The sequence below is a fragment of the Paraglaciecola mesophila KMM 241 genome, from assembly GCF_000315015.1.
In the GTDB taxonomy this organism is placed as follows: Bacteria; Pseudomonadota; Gammaproteobacteria; order Enterobacterales; family Alteromonadaceae; genus Paraglaciecola; species Paraglaciecola mesophila.
In genome coordinates, this window is sequence record NZ_BAEP01000075.1 from 232,673 (window position 1) to 253,197 (window position 20,525).

The window sequence follows — 20,525 nt, forward strand, 5'->3', positions numbered from 1 at the left end:
GTTAATCTTTCGCTTGGCAGTGTTACACAGTACTGAAGGTGATTACACCTATGTTACTTATGTCTCTAGCACAATGCTTATCGAATTCGATAACCACCACAACCTGCCTAGACTTACCCTACTAAAGTAGTATCGACTTAAAAGTGGTTAACATTAGCTAACTTTTTAATTTTACTTAAGACAAAAACGAAATGCTTCGCATTCAGCATTAGTTAATATAATACAAAACCGAAGACGTTTTATGACAATATGCGCAAATTATGAATAGGGAAGTGATTGACTATGGTTTAGTTTTAGCTTTGCACTTGTAACCCGTCATCTGCACGAAGCAAGGTCATGTGGCCTCCCCAGACAAACCCTGTATCCAAGGCAATAAAATTACTGCTTTTGGTTTCACCGTTTAGAGCCGCCCAATGCCCAAAAACGACTTTTTGCTGGGGTGTTAACTCTAAGTTCTCGATGCAAAACCAGGGGGTGAGGGACTTAGGCGCATCTTGCGGTGGGGTTTTACATTCAAACTCAAGGCGTTGGTCTTTTTCCAAAAAACGCATTCTAGTAAACGCATTAATGATAAAACGCTGCCTTGCCTCGCCTGCCAAGTCATCGGCCCAGCGATTGGGTTTGTCACCGTACATGATTTGCACTAATTGTTGCCAGTGAGGACCTTGTAGGGCCGTGCTGATTTCACAGCTTAAAGCTAATGCTTTCTCGAAGCCCCACTTTGGGTATAAGCCCGCATGGGTCAACAACGTATTTTCTCCGAGGCATAGAGCAAGTGGCTTTTGGCGTAGCCAATGGCAATATTTTGCAAAGTTGGTAGAAGCAATGACGCTATCAAGCTTGTCACCTTTTTTTGCACGCCTGACACCGCAGAATATCGCTAACAAATTTAAGTCATGGTTGCCTAACACGGTGTGAAAACTATCACCTAATCCGTGCAAATAAGCGAGGGTATCTAAAGATTCAGGGCCACGACCAATAAGATCGCCTACCGCATAGAGCGTGTCTTTGCCTGGCGAAAAGTCCACTTTGTTTAAAACGACTTTAAGGCCACTCAAGCAGCCCTGTATATCACCCACGATATAATCAGCCATGTGTAAACTCTGAACTAGTTGATTTGATGAGGAACGGCTAGGCGGAAAATATCAATGGGTACGCGAAAGAGTGCGCCATCTTTATCCTGCATTTCGTAATAACCTTGCATTGAGCCTACGGGGGTATCAAGTACCGCGCCACTAGTATATTGAAAGCTATCGCCACTTTCGATGTGCGGTTGCTGACCAACAACACCAGCGCCTTCTACTTCAGATTGTTTACCATTGCCGTCAATGATGAGCCAATAACGGTTGATGAGCTGTACGCTTTCGTCACTGTTATTGGCTATGTTAATTTCATAAGCAAAAGCGTATTTGTCCGCCTCATTGGCGGTATGCTCTGGTAAATGTTGGGTATGCACATCAACCTTAATTTTATCACTTAATTCGTGACCAGTACTTAACGAACTTGTCATTTAATCCTCCTGAGTACTAAACGCAAGATCGGCAATCTGTCCAAATTGAGCCAGTGATAAGTTTTCCGCTCTTAATTCAGGATTAATGTCCAGCGAGATAAGTTGCGCTTCGCTAAGGCTTTCTTTCAAACTATTTCGAATGGTTTTACGGCGTTGATTAAACGCTTGAGCACATACTCGATTGAGCGACTCTTCGCTTTTAACTACCACGGGTCTCACTTTGTGCGGAATAAGACGGACTATCGCTGAATCTACTTTAGGTGGTGGGTTAAACGCTTCAGGTGGTACGTGAATGACCGGTGTAATATGGCAATGGTATTGAGCCATCACTGATAAACGGCCATAGTTTTTATTGCCAGGAGATGCGGCAAGCCTGTTTACCACTTCTTTTTGCAGCATAAAATGCATGTCTTGCACTTTGTGCGCGAATGAAAACAAATGGAACATCAGAGGTGTAGAAATATTGTACGGTAAGTTACCGAATACTCTTAACGGGTGTTCTTCACTAAACAATTCAGAAAAATCGAATTTTAGAGCGTCCTTTTCCACAATGTTTAGTTTGCTAGCAATAAACGGATGCGTGCGCAAACGCTGGGCAAGGTCGCGATCTAATTCAACCACGGTTAGTTTATCAATAAGTTCGCAAACCGGTTCGGTAAGTGCACCTAAACCCGGGCCTATTTCTACCACATTTTCTCCCACTTGGGGATTAATGGCAGATACGATCTGATCGATAATATAAGGGTCGTGAAGAAAGTTCTGACCGAAACGTTTTCTGGCTGTGTGGCCTAAATGTTGTTTGCTCATTGTGTACTTTTTGCCAATGAAATGGCTTCCTTGATAGCGATGCTAAAACTGCCAACATCGGCTTGGCCGGTAGCGGCTAAATCGAGCGCGGTTCCGTGGTCCACGGAGGTGCGAATAAAGGGTAATCCCAACGTGATGTTTACCGCTTGACCAAAGCCCTTGTATTTTAACACAGGTAACCCTTGATCGTGATACATAGCAAGCACGGTATCGGCTTGTTGCAAATACTTTGGGTTAAAAATGGTGTCAGCCGGTAATGGCCCAGTAAGCTTGATGCCGTCTTGGCGCAAAGCATTAAGGGCTGGAATGATCGTGTCTATCTCTTCACGGCCAATATGCCCGTCTTCACCTGCATGAGGGTTGAGCCCACATACAAAGATATGCGGCTGAGCAATTCCGAACTTGGTTCTTAGGTCATGATCTATGATTCGGACCACTTTATCCAGTTTAGGCTGCGTAATGGCAGCAGATACCGCTGTTACCGGAATGTGTGTCGTAGCGAGTGTTACGCGCAAGCCTTCGGTGGCCAGCATCATTACAACTTCAGGGGTGTGCGACTGCTGGGCAAAAAATTCAGTGTGGCCGCTAAAAGGAATGCCTGCCTCGTTGATCACGCCTTTATGTACCGGGCCTGTCACAAGTGCCTGAAATTCGCCATTTAGGTTCATTTGGCAAGCTTGGTGCAGTGTATCTAATACGTATTGGCTGTTCGTTGGATTTAGCTGCCCAGCAATGACTTCATCCTGCAACGGTATATCAACAATATACAGCGACCCAGCAGGTTGAATGTCCGTGCAGCTTGCATCGTATGGTAATAACGTCAGTGGGATATTCAGTGCATTTGCGCGGGTACGCATTAGCGCAGCATTGGCAAATACCACTAACATGGCCTGCCATTGCTGCTGCGCTAAGGTGATAATTAAATCTGGGCCAACCCCAGCAGGTTCACCCGGTGTTATGGCAAGCTTAATGGTCATGAATTAGCTATTATCTTTTTTATCAAGCAATTCAACATAAGCGCTATCACGCATTTCTTTCAACCATGCTTCGGTTTCTTCAGCAAACTTACGCTGGAACAACAACTGATACGCTTTGTCTTCTTTACGTTTTTCAGTAGCGTCTTGTACTCGTTTGTCCATCAACTGCATTAAATGCCAGCCGTGGGTAGAGCGCACAGGTTGGCTGATTTCGCCTACTTCTAATTTCTGCAACGTATCTCTAAAAGCAGGCACATAAACGTTAGGGTCAGCCCAACCTAAGTCACCACCGCGTAACGCTGAACCAGGATCGGCTGAGTGCTCTTTGGCTAATTCAGCAAAGTCTGCTTCACCTGCCAAAAGTTCTTTTCTAAATTCGGTTAGCATCTTTTCTGCTTTCTCATCGCTTAAAATAACCGATGGTTTGATCAAAATATGACGAGACTTGAGCTCTGCAACTTCGACTTTTTCAATGCCGCGAATATCAAGAATTTTCAATACGTGAAAACCAGCACCACTGCGAATAGGGCCGATTAAGTCGTCTTTACTGGTGCCTTGTACGGCCTCTGCAAAGAGTGTTGGCATAGAGTTAATGTTCATCCAACCTAAATCACCGCCTTCAAGGGCTTTTGAACCTGAAGAAGAAGCCGTGGCTATTTTGGCAAATTCAGAGCCGTTGTTCAGTAATTCTAGTACTTTCTCTGCCGTGTCTTTGGCTTTGCTGACGTCTTCGTCGGTTGGCTCAGGAGGGAAACCAATCAGAATATGTCCTAAATGATACTCAGCTTGTTGTCCGCCTTGTTCATCGATAAGCGTCACTAAGTTGCTTATTTCTTGAGGCGTAATGTATATACGGCGACGCACGTTCGCGCGGCGCACTTCACCAGTGACCAATTCTTTGCGCACTTGCTCACGATATACCTCAAAGCTAACCCCTTCAGAGGCAAGGTTTTTCCGCAGGTCTTCTACTGTCGTGCCGTCTTCTCTGGCGATGTTGTCTATGGTTTGGTCTAATTGAGGATCGCTGATTTGTATGCCCATACGCTCAGCCATCTGGTTTTGCAGACTATCCACAATCAAGCGTTCAATCGCTTGGGTGCGCAGCACGCGATCTGAGGGCAAGGTTTGATCGTTGGTTAATGCGTTACGTTTTACGGTATTTACTAATTCTTCAATTTGGCTTTCAAGAACCACGCCTTGATCGACAATGACTGCTACGTTGTCCAAGCGGACTTGCTTGGCGAACGTGTTAAACGAGATAAATGCCAAAAGGGCAAAAGTGACTACAGTTAATTTCATATTTTTGGTTACTTATTAATTAAAATTTACACCTGAGTGTATGGGTTATTTTTTATTGTACTTGGAGCTAATCTAACAGATAAGGCTGTCGATAGCCGAACAATCCATCTCTTAACATATCGCGCCCGGAGCTATCACCGCCAATCCCTTTAAATAGGAATTGAATCGCGATACCTGAATCAAATTCATCTGTACTTTGTAGCCCGTTATCATCAAAACGACTGGTTAACTGACGTTGGGCTACGATGCGCAATGCCCAGCAACATGATTCGTATTGTAATCCTGTGTAGCTTTCGATGGTACGGTGACGATCGATATCTCGATACCAACGCCCAACCCAATACCAGTCTTGGGCGATGGGCCAACTGGCGGTTAAGCCTAGTTGACTTATCTGTTCGCCAGATAAATCACGCACAAATCGATGGTTGATTTGCAGCATTTTGTCTCTAGCAAGTCGATACTCGAGGCCAATACTACTTCGTTCAACTTTGTCAGTTTGGGTTGATACTTGCACTTCACTATGGGCTAACCACTTGCTGCCGATGCGCCAGTCCAACTCTGCTGCTAAGGCTGAGCGGTCATCTTCTTTACTCGCTGCGGTGACCTTGTTGTCTTCAAGATAGAAAATCTGACCTAAGCTAAGTTTAAATTGTTCCCTATTATCTTCATCAATTATGCGAGAGGTTATTCCAAGGGTAACTTGATTCTTATCGCTGATGCGATCTAGGCCAGTAAATTCCTGGCCTCGGAACAATCCGGCGAAATCGTTAAATAATCGTGTTGTGTCATACAAACCAATATCAGATTGGTCTTCATAGCTGGTGTAAAGGTACTGGGCTCTGGGTTCTAGCGTCTGGGTGACGTTCCCCCCAAACCAATTTGCCTGACGCTCAAAGACTAAAGCACCGTATAGCTTTGCTTGGCCTAAGGTGCGTGACACGTCACGAGACAAGTCAGTGCCCTCGATATCCTCTTGGCGATACACCGTATGCATAACTGAGGTCTCCGCTAAGAATTCCCCCCAGCTATTTTCTAAAGGCAAGCTAAGAGTCGGGGCAATATGGGCTCGGGTGGCCTTAGGGCTAGTACCATTAGCATTGTCGAACCGGGCTAACTCCGAGTGGATATCAAATTTAAAGCCAGCGGGTAAATCGGTAACATAATCGAGTTTTAATTCGGGCAATGCGCGGTAGGTATCATCGTGATCACCTAAAATTTCAAAATCTCTAAGTTGCAAACTGACATTCAGTGCATCGGAGTAATAATGCAAACCTAGGGTTCTAAACAGGTGAGTATCCGCAGAGTTGTAATAATCAGAGCCCAAATCGACAATATAGTTGTCATCACTTAAACCATTAAAATCAACATTCACTTCCCAATCTTCTGATAACGCACCCTTATGGGTGAAGCGATAAAAGTAGCGATCCTCATTGGTTGTTGAATCAGAATCGTTAGGCAAGTATTCAATATCAATCTGGCCGCTGTTGTTCTCAGTCAAATATCGAAATTCCGTCTTTAACTGCAAACCACGCTTAGTCATGTATCTAGGGGTAATCGTCGCATCGTACTGGGGGTCTAAATTCAAATAATAAGGCTGTTCGTAAGCAAAACCCGTACTACTACTGCTGCCGATTTGGGGGAACAATAAACCAGTTTCACGAGCATCGGTCACAGGAAAGGAATAGTAAGGCAAGTAGAAAATCGGAATATCTTGCACATAAAAGAATGCATTGCGCGCGACACCGCGGGTTTCATCCGGTTTCACTGTGATACTATCCGCGTGTACCAACCAATCTTCTTGACCGGTGGGGCAAGTGGAAAACGTGACGCCGTTTAACTCCAAGCCTTGGGATTGGTCCACCACTAACAACTCTGCTTGACCACGAGCATTGAGGGTGGTCAATTCATATTGCGTATCGGCAATTTCCATGCGGTTGTTCTGGGTATTGAGAAGCACCTTTTGGCTGGTCACGCTCAATTGAGGGTTTTGATAACTCACATCCCCAGTGGCAATTAATTGCTGAGTAGTACGATTAATTTGCGCCTTATTGGCAATAATTTGCGAATCTTTGTTGGTTATTTCTACGTCTCCCTCAAATTCTGCGAAATTATCTTGCTGAATAGAGGTCATATTAGATATAACTTGAATTTGTCCGTTTGGCAGACGCTTCTCTACCACGAAAGTATTTGCAGGTGCTGGACAGGTTTCTTGGGCTACAGCGCTAAGCGAGCACACAGAGAAACAGAGCACGTGAAGAGGTTGCTTGATTTTCATACGGTAGGGTAAAAAGGCAGCCTGATAATGGTTAAAGTCACGGGGGTTAAGCTCCAATTTTAAGGGTTTCACGCAGATTTGCTAGTAAACTTGCAAAAAAAGCGATATTTCGCCATTCTTCGCTGTCAATTTTTACCCCAACAAGAGGTCCTAAGTGAGCCCATTGGCACAAAGACAAGCACAACTGATGGATTGGATTAATCATTCCACACCTTATTTGTGTCAACAATTACACATGGTTTACGGTGATGCCAGCTTTAGGCGTTATTTTCGCTTCACCTTTGATGGTCGCAGCATTATTGCTGTTGATGCCCCACCTAAATTTGAAGATAGTCGTAAATTTGCATTAGTCGCTGAGCTCTTTGCTGCTAACGGATTGTGCGTGCCCGATATATTGGCCGCCGACCATGACTTAGGTTTCTATTGTCTCAATGATTTTGGTGATGAGCAATTGGCGCATCAATTAAACGATCAAAGTTGCCATCAACTATATCCCAAGGCGTTAGCGCTGCTGCCAAAGGTACAGCAATGTATAACGACTACTCAAGCATCTTTACCTGCCTATGATCACAAACTTTTTTCTCGTGAGTTTGAAATATTCACCCAGTGGTTATTAGATGTGCATTTGGGTTACCAAACCACGACCGAGCAACAGACTATGTTGAACGATACGTTCAACGTGTTAGCGGATAGTTTTTTTGAGCAACCAAAAGTTGGCGTACATCGAGACTTCCATTCGCGCAACCTGATGATGCTTGAAAGCGGTGACATCGGCGTGATTGATTTTCAAGATGCAGTGATTGGCCCCATTACTTATGACGCGGTGTCGTTGCTGCGTGACTGTTACCGGCGCTGGCCGGATGAATGGGTCAGCAATTGGTTAGGTGCATTTCAGCAGCAGTTTTATCCGCAATACTCCCTTGCTAAATTTACCCGTTGGTTTGATTTAACGGGTATGCAACGTCACGTAAAAGCCAGCGGTATATTCGCACGCCTTCACCACAGAGATGGCAAAAGTGATTATTTAGGGGATATACCCCGTACCTTGGGCTACTTAGTTGATATCGGAAAAGGTTATCCAGAGCTTCACGGGTTTGCTAAGTTTGTGGAAGATGAAGTATTACCCAGTGTTTTGGCAATAAAAGACGCAGGGAAAGGTAAAGTGGTCTCACTCGCTCGCAGTAAAGGCTAAGTAAAGTCGAACGTTAAAAAGCTTGAATAAGATAACGCGTGGTTATGACGAACAGTGGTTGTCACTAATAAATGAATAAAAAGATAAATACCGCGATGATTTTGGCGGCAGGGCGCGGTGAACGCATGCGTCCATTAACAGATACCCTCCCAAAACCCTTGTTAGAAGTGCACGGCAAACCCTTGATTGAATACCATCTTGAACGTTTAGCCACAGCGGGTATCAAGCGTGTTGTGATCAATCACGCTTGGTTGGGTGACAAAATAGTACAACGGCTAGGTGACGGCTCGCGCTTTAATGTAGAAATAGTGTATTCAAAAGAAGAGACGGCACTTGAAACAGCAGGTGGCATAAAGCAAGCATTGCCATTGCTTAGTCAAGGTGATGCATCAGATGCTTTTTTAGTGGTAAATGGTGACGTTTTCACTGACTTTTCTTTTGTGAACATGCTTAATAAATTTTCGGAAAAATCTGCACTGGTTGACAATGAGTTGCCATTGGCGCACTTGATATTAGTACCAAACCCCCCACACAATCCAGATGGCGATTTTTACTTACAGGGTAGTCGCGTGAGCAAAGTGCTATCGCAAGGTTCGGTAGATGAAACACCAAACAGCGACGGCCATTGGGGTAAATACACTTTTAGCGGTATTGGAGTATACCGCAAGGCGTTGTTTGACAGCCTCACGCCAACGAGTTTGCGTTTAGCGCCGGTTTTGGTCGATGCGATGGCCAATGAGCTAGTCAGCGGGACCTTGTTTGATGGCCTGTGGATTGATATAGGCACGCCTGAGCGTTTGGCACAATTAAATGCACAAGATTGAACGACTGAGTTCAAGAAAATAATTTTATGACAGGGTAAATGATGATTGGCAAGATTTTAGGTACCATTTTTGGTTTTATGTTTGGGCGGATCCCCGGTGCCATATTGGGTTTTATTGTCGGGCATATGTTTGACAAAGGCTATAGCCAAGACTTCAATCAAATGGGCGGCTTCAGTGGCTTTTTTACTAGTCAAGATGACTTTAAAAAGCAGGCAATCTTCTTTCATGCCTTATTTTCAGTCATGGGACACATTGCTAAAGCGGACGGTAAAGTCAGCGATGTAGAGATTAAAATGGCTAGCGCCTTAATGGATCAAATGGGGCTAGAGGGAGATACCCGTAAAGAAGCTCAGCAGGCATTTCGTGAAGGTAAAGAAGCAGACTTTGCACTAAAAGACATCATTGTCGAATTAAAAGAGTCTTGCCATGGGCGCAGAGACATACTGCAGGTCTTTTTAGAGATTTTGATTCAAGCAGCCTATGTTGACGGTAAGTTAGACAAAGCAGAACAAAAAGTCCTTGAAACTGCAGCTCTGCATCTTGGGTTTAAACAAAACGAGCTACTGTATTTACTCTCTGTTTACGAAGCGGAAATACGTTTTCGTCAGCGCGGTGGTCAGCGAAATGGGCAATCGTCACACAGAACACACCAGGGCAGCCAGTCTACTTATTCAACCCAGCAATCATTGAATGATGCTTATCAAATACTGGGCGTGAGTGAGTCAGATGATGATAAAGCGGTCAAAAAAGCGTATCGCAAACTCATGAGTGAGCACCACCCCGATAAGTTGGTTTCCAAAGGCTTGCCGAAGCAGGCGCTAGAGCTGGCTAAAAACAAAGCGCAAGATATTCAAGCTGCTTATGAAATGATCAAAGAAAAGCGCGGCATGCGCTGATCATCAACTTTACCCTCAACTCCTTATGACTCATGGGCGGCTATTATCCTGTTGTCAAAGCCGCCGTTTTTGCCTATCGCATATTATTCTAAATGTATTGTTTTTAATATGTTCGAGAATTTCAATAAACCCCACGCTCTACGCTAAGCGGCATGAAGCGCCTCAAATGTAACAAATGTAAAAGTGCTAGGTTTTTGCAATAAACTTAATGAGAATGCTTCTTATTTGAAATAACAACAATCAATAGGGAGCTTTTCTTGAAAAAACGAGTATTTATCGGTGCATTATGCTCATTAACCAGTGCGAGTGCATTAACGAGTGCACAAGCATATGCAGACACAACCGAAACTGAAAGTGCGTCGGCTGTTGAGAAAATATCAGTTGTAGGGGCCGCCACTAATCTAAGCATTACCGCTGAAGATATAGAGCAATATCAAGCGAGTGATCTCGCGGATATCTTTCGTTATTCACCTTCTGTCAGTGTGGGTGGCTCAGTGGGGGTCGCACAAAAAATCTATGTTCGCGGCTTAGAAGATGCGTTTTTGAATGTCACGGTAGACGGGGCACAACAGACGTCTACCTTATTTCATCATATTGGTCGTGTGACAATTGACCCAGACCTTTTACAACAAATTGATGTGCAAGCCGGGGCAGGCGAAGCAACAAGTGGCCCTGGGGCGATTGGCGGCTCAATTCGCTTTAAAACAAAAGATGCACAAGACATGCTCAAACCCGATGAGCGGTTCGGCGGTCGCCTAAAAGCAAACTATTTTTCAAACGATGGGACTCGCTACAGCGGTAGCCTTTACGGCAAACTAAGCGATTCTTGGGGTGTGCTCGGCTATTACAGCTCGATCGACCGAGACAACATGGAAGATGGGAATGGCGATGAAATATACGGCACCGCAGCCGACCAAGACATGGCATTTTTAAAGATCAGTGGTGATATCTCAGAAAATCAATTCCTGTCATTCAGTGTTGAGCAACGTGACGAAGAAGGTGAGTTCTCAGCACGCCCGAATTGGGCGGTACAAGAAGGTGATGCGCTTTACTCAAGTGAGGCCGAACGTGATACCTATGTGGCGAACTATCGCTTTACTCATAGTGCCTTAGTTAATATTGAAGCAACAGCCTATCAAACCGACTCTTCTTTTCGCGGTGGTCGCTTTGATTGGCTAGCTGAAATCGATACCTATGGCTTTGATCTGCGCAATACCAGTGAAACAGGGCTGCATAAATTCGTTTACGGTGTTGACTATCGTAACGATGAAGTGACTAGTGGGCCTGCTCAAGGTGCTGTTGAAAACGCGGAAGAAGGGAGCGTGCTCGGTATTTATGTGCAAGGTTACAGTGACTTAACCCCTGAACTACTCCTCAGTTATGGTGTTCGCTATGATGACTATGACTTTCAGCAAAACATCTTGGTAGATGAATATTATGGCGAACCGGTAACGGACGTCGCGGCGTCAATTGATGACTCAGAGCTTAGTTTTAATGTAGGTCTAGCATATGAACTCAGCCGAAATTGGACACTCGGATTAGGCTTTGCACAGGCAGCTAGAGGTAAGCAAATTGGTGATGGGTTTACCATTGACGGTTATTTGTATGATGGCTCAGATATACCCGTTGTGGCAGAGGATCTAGTGTCTGAAACCGTAGAAAATATCGAAGCGTCTGTTGAATACAATACTAATAATCTGAACGCTAAGCTTAGTGTTTATCGCTCGTCTTTGGATGACGTTATTTTAGAAGGGTACGAAGGAAATGCGGTATTCAATAATATCGGCACACTCGATACAAGTGGTGTTGAGTTTGATGTGGCATATCATTTAAATGGAATCGATTTATTCCTTGGATTCTCCAGTGCTGATACTGAATTAAAGCCACGAGACGACTTATATAATGTCAGTTACTCATCAATTGATATTAACGGCTATGAATTTGTCGGTTTAGGGAACAGCCGAGGAAATACTTGGGTCGCCGGTGCAGATTACGACATCAACCCAGATATGAGCGTTGGAGTGAGTGTGGCTAAAGTTGATTCCATTGATATTGACACCCTGCATCAAGCCGTCGACCTAGGTTGGACGGACACATTATATCGACTCAACAAACCGAGTTACACCACTGTGGATATTTACGGTAAATGGTATGTCACGAATAATCTGATGCTCAATCTAGCGGTCAGCAATTTATTTGATAAGTTGTATATCGATCACTCAAGCGTTGGCGACTATAGCGAGGTGTTTGCCACGGTTATTGGCCCGTATGAAGCAGGACGTGATATTCGTTTGTCTGTGTCGTACGACTTTTAGCCTTAAGTAATTTATGGCGATGAACGTCAAGATAATAAAGAGGTGGGTCTTTTGGGCTCACCTAGTGACGGGGCTGGTGACAGGTCTGTTTGTCTTTTGTATGTCATTTACTGGTGTGTTATTGACCTACGAGCGGCAAATTATTGAACTCAGCGAAATGCAATATGCCGTAGAGCCTAATGCATCAGCTAGGCGTATTAGCACCGATGAGGTTGTTGATATCCTGCACCAACTCCATCCCAATGAGCACCATATATTTATACGCTGGGTGAACAAAGAGGGTGCCGCTATACCTGCCTGGTCGGGAAAAAATAATTATTTGCTTCACCCGTATTCGGGGGAGGTTAGGCGACAGGGTGAGGGCGCGGCGGCTGCGTTTTTCCATCAAGTGACTAATTTGCATCGCTATTTATTGCTTGCGGGCGATTCACGGGCCATCGGCAAAAACATCACCGCTTATGCAAACCTAGTCTTTTTATTTCTGCTGCTAAGCGGTCTGTACTTATGGCTACCAAAACGCTTCAATCGCACCGCACTCAAACACGCGTTTCGGTTACCTAAGCGCTATCAAAACCCCCAGCATCGTCATCGACAATGGCACCTAGTCTTTGGCATTTGGTGCTTACTGCCATTGTTTATTATTGCGCTAACAGCCACCCTTTTTCATTTCACATGGGCAAATGAAGCGCTCTATGGTGCGTTTGGTGAGAGTGTGCCGCAAAGGGAAACACACCAAGCACCCGCAGATTTGCAAGCAGATATTGTACCTTACGAGTCGCTATTTCAATCCGCAATAGATCATGCGAATAGCAATAATTACGCTGATTGGTATTCCATGTGGTTAGAGGTCAAAGAGGATGAAAACGAAGCACGTTTTTACATCGACAAAAGCATTGGTCACAGGCAAGAGCTGGCGTATTCGTTGTACTTTGATACCCGCAGCGGCGACATCAGCAAGATGCTGCGAAAATCAGATTGGTCCCGCGCGGGGCAAGCGTGGGGCACAGCTCGATTTTTACACACAGGAGAATACTTCGGGGTGATTGGGCAAACTATTGCTGGCGCGGTGTCTTTGGTGGCCTGCATTTTAGTTTACACAGGTGTTTTATTGGCTTGGCGACGATTGATTATTGTCCCTCGACAAAGAAATACACCCACATAGATCAAAATGACCCGTTAGAAGGGCATGAGCGAGGAAGCTCAACGTTTATTTCTAAACCCTGTGGCGAGCTCTGGTCGTTACCGTCCTTTTTACTGAAATAGTTTAAGGCTTTTATGCTACCGCCTACCGCTGCAATTTGCCTGTGGGCTAACGCCAGTCCTAGGCCAAAGCCACTAGGACTGGCGGTTCTATCCAAAGAGGTATCAGCTGCTCTCGCTTTGTCTACCCGGAAAAAGGGTTTAAATATATCTGACAACATGCTTTGGGGTACACCTGGGCCTTGATCCCTAACGACCAAGATATAGCCGCTACCCCGCTCGGTTAACGACACCTTTACCTCGCTGCCTTTTGGCGTGTAGCGCAAAGCATTGCGTATTATGTTTTCTAGCGCTTGGCCTAAGGCCGTTTGGCTACTTTGGGTTATTCCAGCATTTGCCGGTAAGACTGTTGTTAACAGGCGATCTGGATACTCAAAGCGAGCATCTTCGCAAATAACATCGAGTAACTCGACCAAGTCGAAGTCGTCGGTATTCAGCCGAGGTGATTCATTATTAAGCCAAGCTAATGTGAGTGTGTCTTCAACCAAATTGCGCATAGTGGCGGCTTCATATCTTAAGCGTTCTAGGGCTTGTTTGGGGTTTATGTTTTGCTCTACAAAATCTACAGCCATATCAATTCGAGTTAGCGGCGTGCGCAATTCATGGGATAAGTCAGCGAGCAGCTGCCTTTGATTATAAATAAGCTTACTTATTCGCTCAGCCATATGATCGAACGTGGCCGCTAGGCGCGCTAACTCGTCGTTTCTTTCAGGCAAATACGGCGCAACTCTCACATCTAATTTGCCTTCACTAAATGCCTTAGTAGCATTTTCTAATTTTCGTAGCGGCGACATGACATGTTGATAAAGCACAAAGCTTAAAATACTCAGCAGTATTAATGGTAAAGCTATTTGTAAAATAACTTTTGCGTACATCAGAAATTCCCCAGGGCGCATGCGCTGTGGGAGACGGATCAAAAAATGGCTCGTCGCATCTGAAAAGGGGATTTCCATGGTGGGGTTATCTTCAAAATACAGGTGGATTTTCCACTCAACGCTTCTCCCCATTTGAAATCGTTCTAGGTACTGGTTTTCTATGGTTGAACCTGCAAAAGGAGTTATATTTGTTCGCACTACCGCAGCCCAGGTATGCTCTTTTTGCTGCAGCGCTTGTAGCCAACTTGCAAGGGCTGCTTCACCTTCGCGGTGTAAAATATCTTCAGCCTGTTTACCATATTTAAGCAGCTGTTGTTGATGCTCAGGTGCGATGTAACTCATGCTCGTTTCAGTGTGATTTGTTAGCCAGCTCAATGCCCAAAAAAGTAACACTGTGCCCAAAGCGATAAATGCGCAAAGACGCCAAAAAAGGGTGTTCTTCATGTAAATCGATAACCCTTACCGTGCATCGTTAGTAAGCGTTCAGGCGACATGCCTGCTTCAACCAACTTTTTACGCACTCGGCTTAAGTGCATGTCCAAACTCCTGTCGTAACGACTAAAGGGCCTATCTAACACACTGTGATAGAGAAATGCCTTGCTCATGATTTCATTTCTGTTTTCGATTAGCACCCACAGTAATCGAAATTGGATCGGTGTCAGTTCAACCTCGCAATCTGCAAAGAAAACCTGCTGTTTTGCCCGATTAAGGAGAAGTTTATCGACTTTCAGTTCAGAGGTTTTTGTAACAGGCTCTATTCTTTGTTGGCTTCGGCGCAGCAGGGCTTCAATGCGCAGCATCATTTCGGTAAAATTAAATGGCTTGGGTAAGTAATCATCGGCACCTTTACGGTAGCCCTCAATCCGCTCTTGTTCTGCACCGCAGGCGGTGATCATCATGATGGGAGTCTGCTTAACGCGTCTTATTTGATTTAACACAGAGAAGCCATTGAGGGAAGGTAGCAGTACGTCCAACAAAATCAGGTCGAAGCTTTCTTGGAGGGCACAAAGCAACCCCTTTTGTCCGTCAAGACATTGCTGGATGCTAAATCCCTTTTCTTCAAGCAACCGTGCAACTTGGCTACTCAAGGTGGTGTCGTCTTCAATGATTAAAATACGTGGGCAGGACATAGCAGTTTACAAAGTAATGGCTGATTTAATAGATGTTATTGATAATCATTCTTGTTTTCAAGTTTAATCATGCTATAGCTTTGCCTGCTTAGGCAAAAATACCCTCCAAGTTGACCAATAACCAATCTTATGTACGACTTGTCGCCAGCGCTTTATAGCCAAATTTACGCGGCTTTTTCTGAGTAAAATTAAGTAATTCAGTGGGTTGACCCGTCACAATATCGTCATATTTTTGCACTCAAATTGTAACGAGAAGCGGTCACATTGTTGCGGTCTTTATAATCCTAAGAGAATACACACACATGAAAACGACCGCTAAAACACACTTAGCACTTTGCGTTGCTATGGCCATAGGTAGCCAATCTCTAATCAGTTCAGCCGTTGCTCAAGAGGCGCCAGACGATGCCGCAATTGAAGAAATCACAGTGGTGGGTAAAAGCGTTTCTTACGCAAACAACCAAACGTCTGATGAGATGGCGAAACAGCAAAGTTCATTAACCAGTGCATTGGCTGTTATCGATAATTTACCCGGCGTATTGATCAATGAAGGGGATACGTTTGGCTCTGATGATTGGTCAACAACTGTGTCTATTCGTGGCTTTCAATTAAGCCTAGATGAGCAGCAAATCGGTATCACTATTGATGGCATTGCCAACGGTAACTCAAATTATGGCGGCGGTGCGAAGGCTAACCGTTACATCGACACTGAAAATTTAGGCCGTGTTGAGGTATCTCAAGGAACGGGTGACATTGCATCGCGTTCAAACGAGGCCTTAGGCGGTACTCTTAACTTTACTACCATCGACCCAGGCATGGAAGAGTCCATGGTGGTGAGTATTTCTGGTGGTAGTTTTGATGCTCAGAAGTACTTCGTGCGCTACGAAACAGGTGAAATCGCACCTGATACCTATGCATGGTTTAGTGCGTCTACCAGTGAAAACACTGACTGGGTAACCCAGACTGCTGAAAACAAGCGCGATCATTTAGCGGCTAAGTTTATGACAGTGGTGAGCGACGTAGATATCAAAGGGTATTTCTCTTGGGATGACGTGCATGAAGATAACTACCAGCGCGTTAGTGTAGCCCAGTTTGAACAAAACCCAGAGTCAGATGGTTTGTCAGGCGAGTGGGTGGGTATCCCTTATGTGGATCAGGTTTTTCGTCAAGCATGGTCAAGCTTACGTGAAAACATGTTTGCCTATTTAAGTGCTGATTACAAAGCTGATAACTTTGAAGTATCAGGCAATGTTTATTATCACGACAACGAAGGCCGAGGTGATTGGGTTCCTCAGTACATTGTTGATGTAAAAGCGGACGGTGACGGTGTGGCGCATTCAGAGCTCTCATCGGGGAATACCGTCTACGGTGGTAGTGCACTTGGTCAACTTTTGTTTGTTAATGCCAGCGGTTTAGCCGTTAGCCCGATTGCCGGGTGTGAAAGCACGATCACGGCGCCGTATGGCGGTGCAGGCCCAGAGTATGACCCAGGATGTTATGCGCAAGGTGCAATTCCTGTTGGTTCATACCGCCACACCCATTACGAGAAAGAGCGTTTCGGTTTTGACGCAGATTTTGCGTGGTATACGCAAATAAATGACATGGATAACACCTTGCGTGGTGGTATTTGGTACGAAGATTACAATCGTAAAGAATCACGTGATTGGCACAAAATTCTAGATTCGCGCTCTGGCTTTGAATTTGACCACACGCCATACTGGGTACAGTACGAACGTGAATTCCCAGTAGAAACCTTAATGGTTTATGCTGAAGATGAGTTAGACATGGGCTGGGCCAGTATTCGCTTAGGCATGAAGCGTTTCTTCGTTGATCTTGAGCGCCAAGATAATTTTGATGCCGCTAACAAAGCTGAGTTAAATTCTGACTCAGATACGCTATTTTCTGGTGGTATTGTGGCGCAAACGCCGATTGATGGCTTAGAAGTCTTCGCCGGTTACGCTGAGAATTTTGCCGCGATTAAAGACACAGTACTTGAGCGCGATGCTTCTACCTTGACTCAAGTTGAACCTGAAACCGCTGAAAATGTGGATGTGGGGTTACGTTACGTATCGCAAAATATCAACGCGAGCTTAACCTACTACAGCATCAAGTTTGATAACCGCTTAACCTTTATCGCCCCTGATTCGCCAGATGGTATCGATTACTTAATAGGTACTAACGGTAGCTACGTTAACGTTGGGGGCATCGAGTCTTCAGGTTTTGAAGCGTCATTGTCATTCAACGTGACCGATGAATTGTCAGTTTATAGTTCATATACTTTCAACGATTCAGAGTACACAGATGGTTCAATCGACTTCCCTGAAGGTAACACTGTGTTTGGCTCGCCTGAAAACATGGCGGTTGTATCACTTGACTGGACACGGGGAAATTACTTCATTGGCTCGTCAACTAAATGGGTTGATGACCGTTTCATAGATGCCGCCAATACCCAAGTAGCAGAAGCGTATTTAGTCACTGACTTTTATGTTGGTGTGAGCCTTGATGCACCTGTTCAAGGTATCGACTCAATTGATTTACGTTTTACTGTGAACAACATGTTTGACGAAAGTTACTTGGGCGGTATTGCAGGTCAATCAGCTTGGATCGGCGCACCGCGCACCGCAGCATTTAACGCACAAGCGCGTTTCTAAGTGCACAAGTAGGTTGTATTGGTATAACCAATAGAAAATGGCGAGCTTCGGCTCGCCTTTTTCGTATTTTGAAATGAACTCGCAGAAACAAACAACGAGTATACAGTGCTTTAGCACTGCTTTAAGGAGCCCCTATGTTATCCATTACACCTGCTAAGTCCGTCATGAAAATAGCATTTTTATGCCAGGCTTTGTTTATGTTAACGATTAGCGCACCTGTTCGGGCTGCTGATAATCTGCTTATCATCAGCATTGACGGTTTGCGTTGGCAAGAAGTTTTTCGCGGTTATGATGCTAACGTGTTAGCCGAGCCTGAATTCGAAAAGCACCAGAAGTCTATTCTCCATGATTTAGGTGCAAAAACAGTAGAGGAGAAACGACACAAGTTAATGCCTTTTTTATGGCGAGTTATGGCAAAGCAAGGTGTGATGATAGGTAATAGGGATAATCAATCGGCTATGGAGGTGAGTAACACGTGGTGGTTTTCGTACCCAGGTTACAATGAAATACTGACCGGCAAAGCGGATGAGCGGGTTGATTCAAATAAACCTGTAGCGAACCCAAATGTCACTATTCTAGAGTGGCTTAATCAGCAAAAAAACTACCAAAACAATGTGGCTGCATTTGGCAGTTGGGATGTATTTCCAGCCATTATTAACCAAGAACGTAGCACACTGCCAATGAATGCCGGATTTATGCCAGCCGACTGGAGCGGGCTAACAGCCAAAGCGAAATGGTTGAATGCGCTACAAAAAGACATTCCCAGTCCTTGGCATAATGTGCGCCTTGATGCATTCACTGTGGGCTTTGCCCAAGAGTATATTCAGGCCAAACAGCCTAAGGTGATTTACATTGCTCTGGGTGAAACAGACGACTTCGCCCACGATGGAGATTACCCTGCGTATTTGCGCTCGGCACATCAAAGCGATGGGTTTATTGAACGATTATGGGATACGTTGCAAGCCATGCCTAATTACAGAGGTAACACCAATTTGCTGATCACCGTTGATCACGGCCGTGGGAATAGCATCGAAACGTGGCAGCACCATGCAAGCCCGAAAGCAACTCGGGGGTATTTGAGCGATTTAGCCAAGCATAAAAATGGCATAGAAGGTTCGAATCAAGTGTGGATGGCCGCTTTGGGGCCTGATATCCAGCCAGCGGGGGAGGTGAGCAACAGTGAAACCTACGGGCTAAATCAAATCGCGGCGACGGCGTTAATATTGTTAGGCCAAAACCCTGATGAATATGCCAAGATCAACGGCAAACCAATAGGTAAAGCCTTACCTATTTTGAAACCAAAGCAAGCTCACAATGAAACGATTAAAAATTGATGATAAATATATGAAAAGCCGAATTCAGATGATACCTCTTATGTCACTTATTGCTACGCTCGCCCTAGTCAGCCTAAGTGCGGCAGCTGAGCAACAAATGTCAACGCAAATGGACCTTAGTCCTCAGAGGTTTAAAGTGGTCGTTGGCTCATGCTTGCATCAAGACAAAGCTCAGCCAATTTGGCAACCCATGCTACAAGAACATGCTGACCTATTTATGCTCCTCGGTGACAATATTTACGGTGATACCGAAGATATGGGTGAGCTTGAGCAGAAATACCACAAACAGTGGTCAACTCCCGGCATGCAAAAAATGCTGGCGAGCACACCAACCATTGGTATATGGGATGATCATGATTTTGGTGAGAATGATGCTGGTAAGGCATATCCGCAAAAAGAAGCCTCTCGTCAGATTATGCTAGATTACTTTAATGAGCCAAAAGACAGTATTAGGCGCCGCCGAGATGATGGTATTTACACCAGTTATTTTTATGGTGAATCACCCCATCGTGTTCAAATCATCCTGCCGGATTTACGCTGGAATCGAGACGATTTAAAGCACGTGACTCGTTTGGAATATGCGCTGAAAAAGAAACCAAACAATCAAGGCCCATATGTGCCGCATACTGAACCTAGCCACAAAATGCTCGGTGATAAACAATGGGCATGGCTAGAGAAGGAATTACAAAAGCCAGCTGATGTACGCATTTTAGCTTCAAGCTTGCAGCTTTTACCCGAATTTAGTGGCTGGGAGTCCTGGGCTAACTTCCCCCAAGAGCGCCAGCGCTTACTCGATGTAATCGACTCACTTAACATTACCAACTTGGTCATTGTCAGTGGGGATACTCACTGGAGCGAACTGAGCCAAGTTAAGCGAAAAAATGGCGCATCGTTATGGGAGATGACCTCGTCAGGCTTAACTGAAGAGTGGAAACAAGTTAGTCCGAATAAACACCGCGTGGGTAACAGCTTTTCAAAAGCAAACTACGGCGTATTGGACATCCAATTTGAGGAAAAGGGAGTGCGCGTCACCATGATTGTAAAAGACGACACTGGCGAAGTGAAAATGCAGCAGGCGCTGTCACTGCATTAGCCAAAGGCCACATTTGATTTTGTTAGCTCGATGGCTCTTTGGGATAACTGAGCCAGTGGAAATTGCTGTGTTAATGGAATTGGTCAGCCT

Annotated in this window: 16 protein-coding genes; 8 read left to right on the forward strand and 8 right to left on the reverse strand. The window is 44.9% G+C overall.

Annotation, left to right across the window (positions count from 1 at the left end; translation table 11 throughout):
• Positions 1–293: 293 nt before the first annotated feature.
• The 6 genes from GMES_RS18810 to GMES_RS18835 all read right to left on the reverse strand — a co-directional run bounded on the left by GMES_RS18810 (position 294) and on the right by GMES_RS18835 (position 6,925).
• Positions 294–1,094, reverse strand: a complete 801-nt coding sequence (locus GMES_RS18810) for a symmetrical bis(5'-nucleosyl)-tetraphosphatase (protein WP_006994383.1) — start codon at positions 1,092–1,094, stop codon at positions 294–296.
• 14 nt (positions 1,095–1,108) lie between these two features.
• Positions 1,109–1,510 carry a Co2+/Mg2+ efflux facilitator ApaG/CorD gene (apaG, locus tag GMES_RS18815; protein ID WP_006994384.1) on the reverse strand — a complete coding sequence of 134 codons (402 nt, stop codon included), beginning with the start codon at positions 1,508–1,510 and terminating at the stop codon, positions 1,109–1,111.
• Complete coding sequence (rsmA, locus tag GMES_RS18820; protein WP_006994385.1) at positions 1,511–2,317, reverse strand: 16S rRNA (adenine(1518)-N(6)/adenine(1519)-N(6))-dimethyltransferase RsmA; 807 nt, start codon at positions 2,315–2,317, stop codon at positions 1,511–1,513. It abuts the gene before it with no gap.
• Positions 2,314–3,294, reverse strand: a complete 981-nt coding sequence (gene pdxA, locus GMES_RS18825) for a 4-hydroxythreonine-4-phosphate dehydrogenase PdxA (RefSeq protein ID WP_006994386.1) — start codon at positions 3,292–3,294, stop codon at positions 2,314–2,316. The genes rsmA and pdxA overlap by 4 nt, the downstream gene beginning before the upstream one ends.
• 3 nt (positions 3,295–3,297) lie before the next feature.
• A complete protein-coding gene (surA, locus tag GMES_RS18830) occupies positions 3,298–4,593 on the reverse strand; it encodes a peptidylprolyl isomerase SurA (RefSeq protein WP_006994387.1) in 1,296 nt (431 codons plus the stop codon).
• 67 nt (positions 4,594–4,660) lie between these two features.
• Positions 4,661–6,925: an LPS-assembly protein LptD gene (locus tag GMES_RS18835; protein WP_006994388.1), complete on the reverse strand. Its 2,265-nt coding sequence runs from the start codon at positions 6,923–6,925 to the stop codon at positions 4,661–4,663.
• A gap of 97 nt (positions 6,926–7,022) precedes the next feature.
• Here GMES_RS18835 and GMES_RS18840 point away from each other — a divergent pair, with 97 nt between their 5' ends.
• From GMES_RS18840 to GMES_RS18860, 5 genes are all read left to right on the forward strand, one after another.
• Positions 7,023–8,060 (forward strand): aminoglycoside phosphotransferase family protein, encoded by a 1,038-nt coding sequence (locus GMES_RS18840; protein WP_033185848.1) that lies wholly within the window; start codon positions 7,023–7,025, stop codon positions 8,058–8,060.
• 71 nt (positions 8,061–8,131) lie between these two features.
• On the forward strand, positions 8,132–8,884 hold the full coding sequence (gene murU, locus GMES_RS18845) for an N-acetylmuramate alpha-1-phosphate uridylyltransferase MurU (protein ID WP_006994391.1): 753 nt from the start codon (positions 8,132–8,134) through the stop codon (positions 8,882–8,884).
• 41 nt (positions 8,885–8,925) lie between these two features.
• Positions 8,926–9,780, forward strand: a complete 855-nt coding sequence (djlA, locus tag GMES_RS18850) for a co-chaperone DjlA (RefSeq protein WP_006994392.1) — start codon at positions 8,926–8,928, stop codon at positions 9,778–9,780.
• A gap of 257 nt (positions 9,781–10,037) precedes the next feature.
• Positions 10,038–12,095, forward strand: a complete 2,058-nt coding sequence (locus GMES_RS18855; RefSeq protein ID WP_006994393.1) for a TonB-dependent receptor — start codon at positions 10,038–10,040, stop codon at positions 12,093–12,095.
• 19 nt (positions 12,096–12,114) lie between these two features.
• A complete protein-coding gene (locus GMES_RS18860; protein WP_039987835.1) occupies positions 12,115–13,257 on the forward strand; it encodes a PepSY-associated TM helix domain-containing protein in 1,143 nt (380 codons plus the stop codon).
• A gap of 1 nt (position 13,258) precedes the next feature.
• Here the strand turns inward: GMES_RS18860 and GMES_RS18865 are convergent, their stop codons facing one another.
• Both GMES_RS18865 and GMES_RS18870 read right to left on the reverse strand, forming a co-directional pair.
• Entirely contained in the window at positions 13,259–14,674 is a 1,416-nt protein-coding gene (locus GMES_RS18865; protein ID WP_006994395.1) for a sensor histidine kinase, read from the reverse strand.
• The gene (locus GMES_RS18870) at positions 14,671–15,360 is read right to left on the reverse strand and encodes a response regulator transcription factor (RefSeq protein ID WP_006994396.1); all 690 of its coding nucleotides are present in this window, start codon (positions 15,358–15,360) and stop codon (positions 14,671–14,673) included. The genes GMES_RS18865 and GMES_RS18870 overlap by 4 nt, the downstream gene beginning before the upstream one ends.
• A 302-nt stretch (positions 15,361–15,662) precedes the next feature.
• On the opposite strand from GMES_RS18870, the gene GMES_RS18875 reads away from it, so the two are divergent.
• From GMES_RS18875 to GMES_RS18885, 3 genes are all read left to right on the forward strand, one after another.
• Positions 15,663–18,008 (forward strand): TonB-dependent receptor domain-containing protein, encoded by a 2,346-nt coding sequence (locus GMES_RS18875; protein WP_006994397.1) that lies wholly within the window; start codon positions 15,663–15,665, stop codon positions 18,006–18,008.
• A 134-nt stretch (positions 18,009–18,142) separates the two neighbouring features.
• Entirely contained in the window at positions 18,143–19,342 is a 1,200-nt protein-coding gene (locus GMES_RS18880) for an alkaline phosphatase family protein (protein ID WP_006994398.1), read from the forward strand.
• 10 nt (positions 19,343–19,352) lie between these two features.
• The gene (locus tag GMES_RS18885; RefSeq protein ID WP_006994399.1) at positions 19,353–20,435 is read left to right on the forward strand and encodes an alkaline phosphatase D family protein; all 1,083 of its coding nucleotides are present in this window, start codon (positions 19,353–19,355) and stop codon (positions 20,433–20,435) included.
• Positions 20,436–20,525 lie beyond the last annotated feature (90 nt).

Coding starts and splice junctions, on each gene's coding strand:
- GMES_RS18810 (WP_006994383.1), bottom strand. CDS start 1,094: ATGGCTGATTATATCGTGGGTGATATACAGGGCTGCTTGAGTGGCCTT.
- apaG (WP_006994384.1), bottom strand. CDS start 1,510: ATGACAAGTTCGTTAAGTACTGGTCACGAATTAAGTGATAAAATTAAG.
- rsmA (WP_006994385.1), bottom strand. CDS start 2,317: ATGAGCAAACAACATTTAGGCCACACAGCCAGAAAACGTTTCGGTCAG.
- pdxA (WP_006994386.1), bottom strand. CDS start 3,294: ATGACCATTAAGCTTGCCATAACACCGGGTGAACCTGCTGGGGTTGGC.
- surA (WP_006994387.1), bottom strand. CDS start 4,593: ATGAAATTAACTGTAGTCACTTTTGCCCTTTTGGCATTTATCTCGTTT.
- murU (WP_006994391.1), top strand. CDS start 8,132: ATGAATAAAAAGATAAATACCGCGATGATTTTGGCGGCAGGGCGCGGT.
- djlA (WP_006994392.1), top strand. CDS start 8,926: ATGATTGGCAAGATTTTAGGTACCATTTTTGGTTTTATGTTTGGGCGG.
- GMES_RS18860 (WP_039987835.1), top strand. CDS start 12,115: ATGAACGTCAAGATAATAAAGAGGTGGGTCTTTTGGGCTCACCTAGTG.
- GMES_RS18865 (WP_006994395.1), bottom strand. CDS start 14,674: ATGAAGAACACCCTTTTTTGGCGTCTTTGCGCATTTATCGCTTTGGGC.
- GMES_RS18870 (WP_006994396.1), bottom strand. CDS start 15,360: ATGTCCTGCCCACGTATTTTAATCATTGAAGACGACACCACCTTGAGT.
- GMES_RS18875 (WP_006994397.1), top strand. CDS start 15,663: ATGAAAACGACCGCTAAAACACACTTAGCACTTTGCGTTGCTATGGCC.
- GMES_RS18880 (WP_006994398.1), top strand. CDS start 18,143: ATGTTATCCATTACACCTGCTAAGTCCGTCATGAAAATAGCATTTTTA.
- GMES_RS18885 (WP_006994399.1), top strand. CDS start 19,353: ATGAAAAGCCGAATTCAGATGATACCTCTTATGTCACTTATTGCTACG.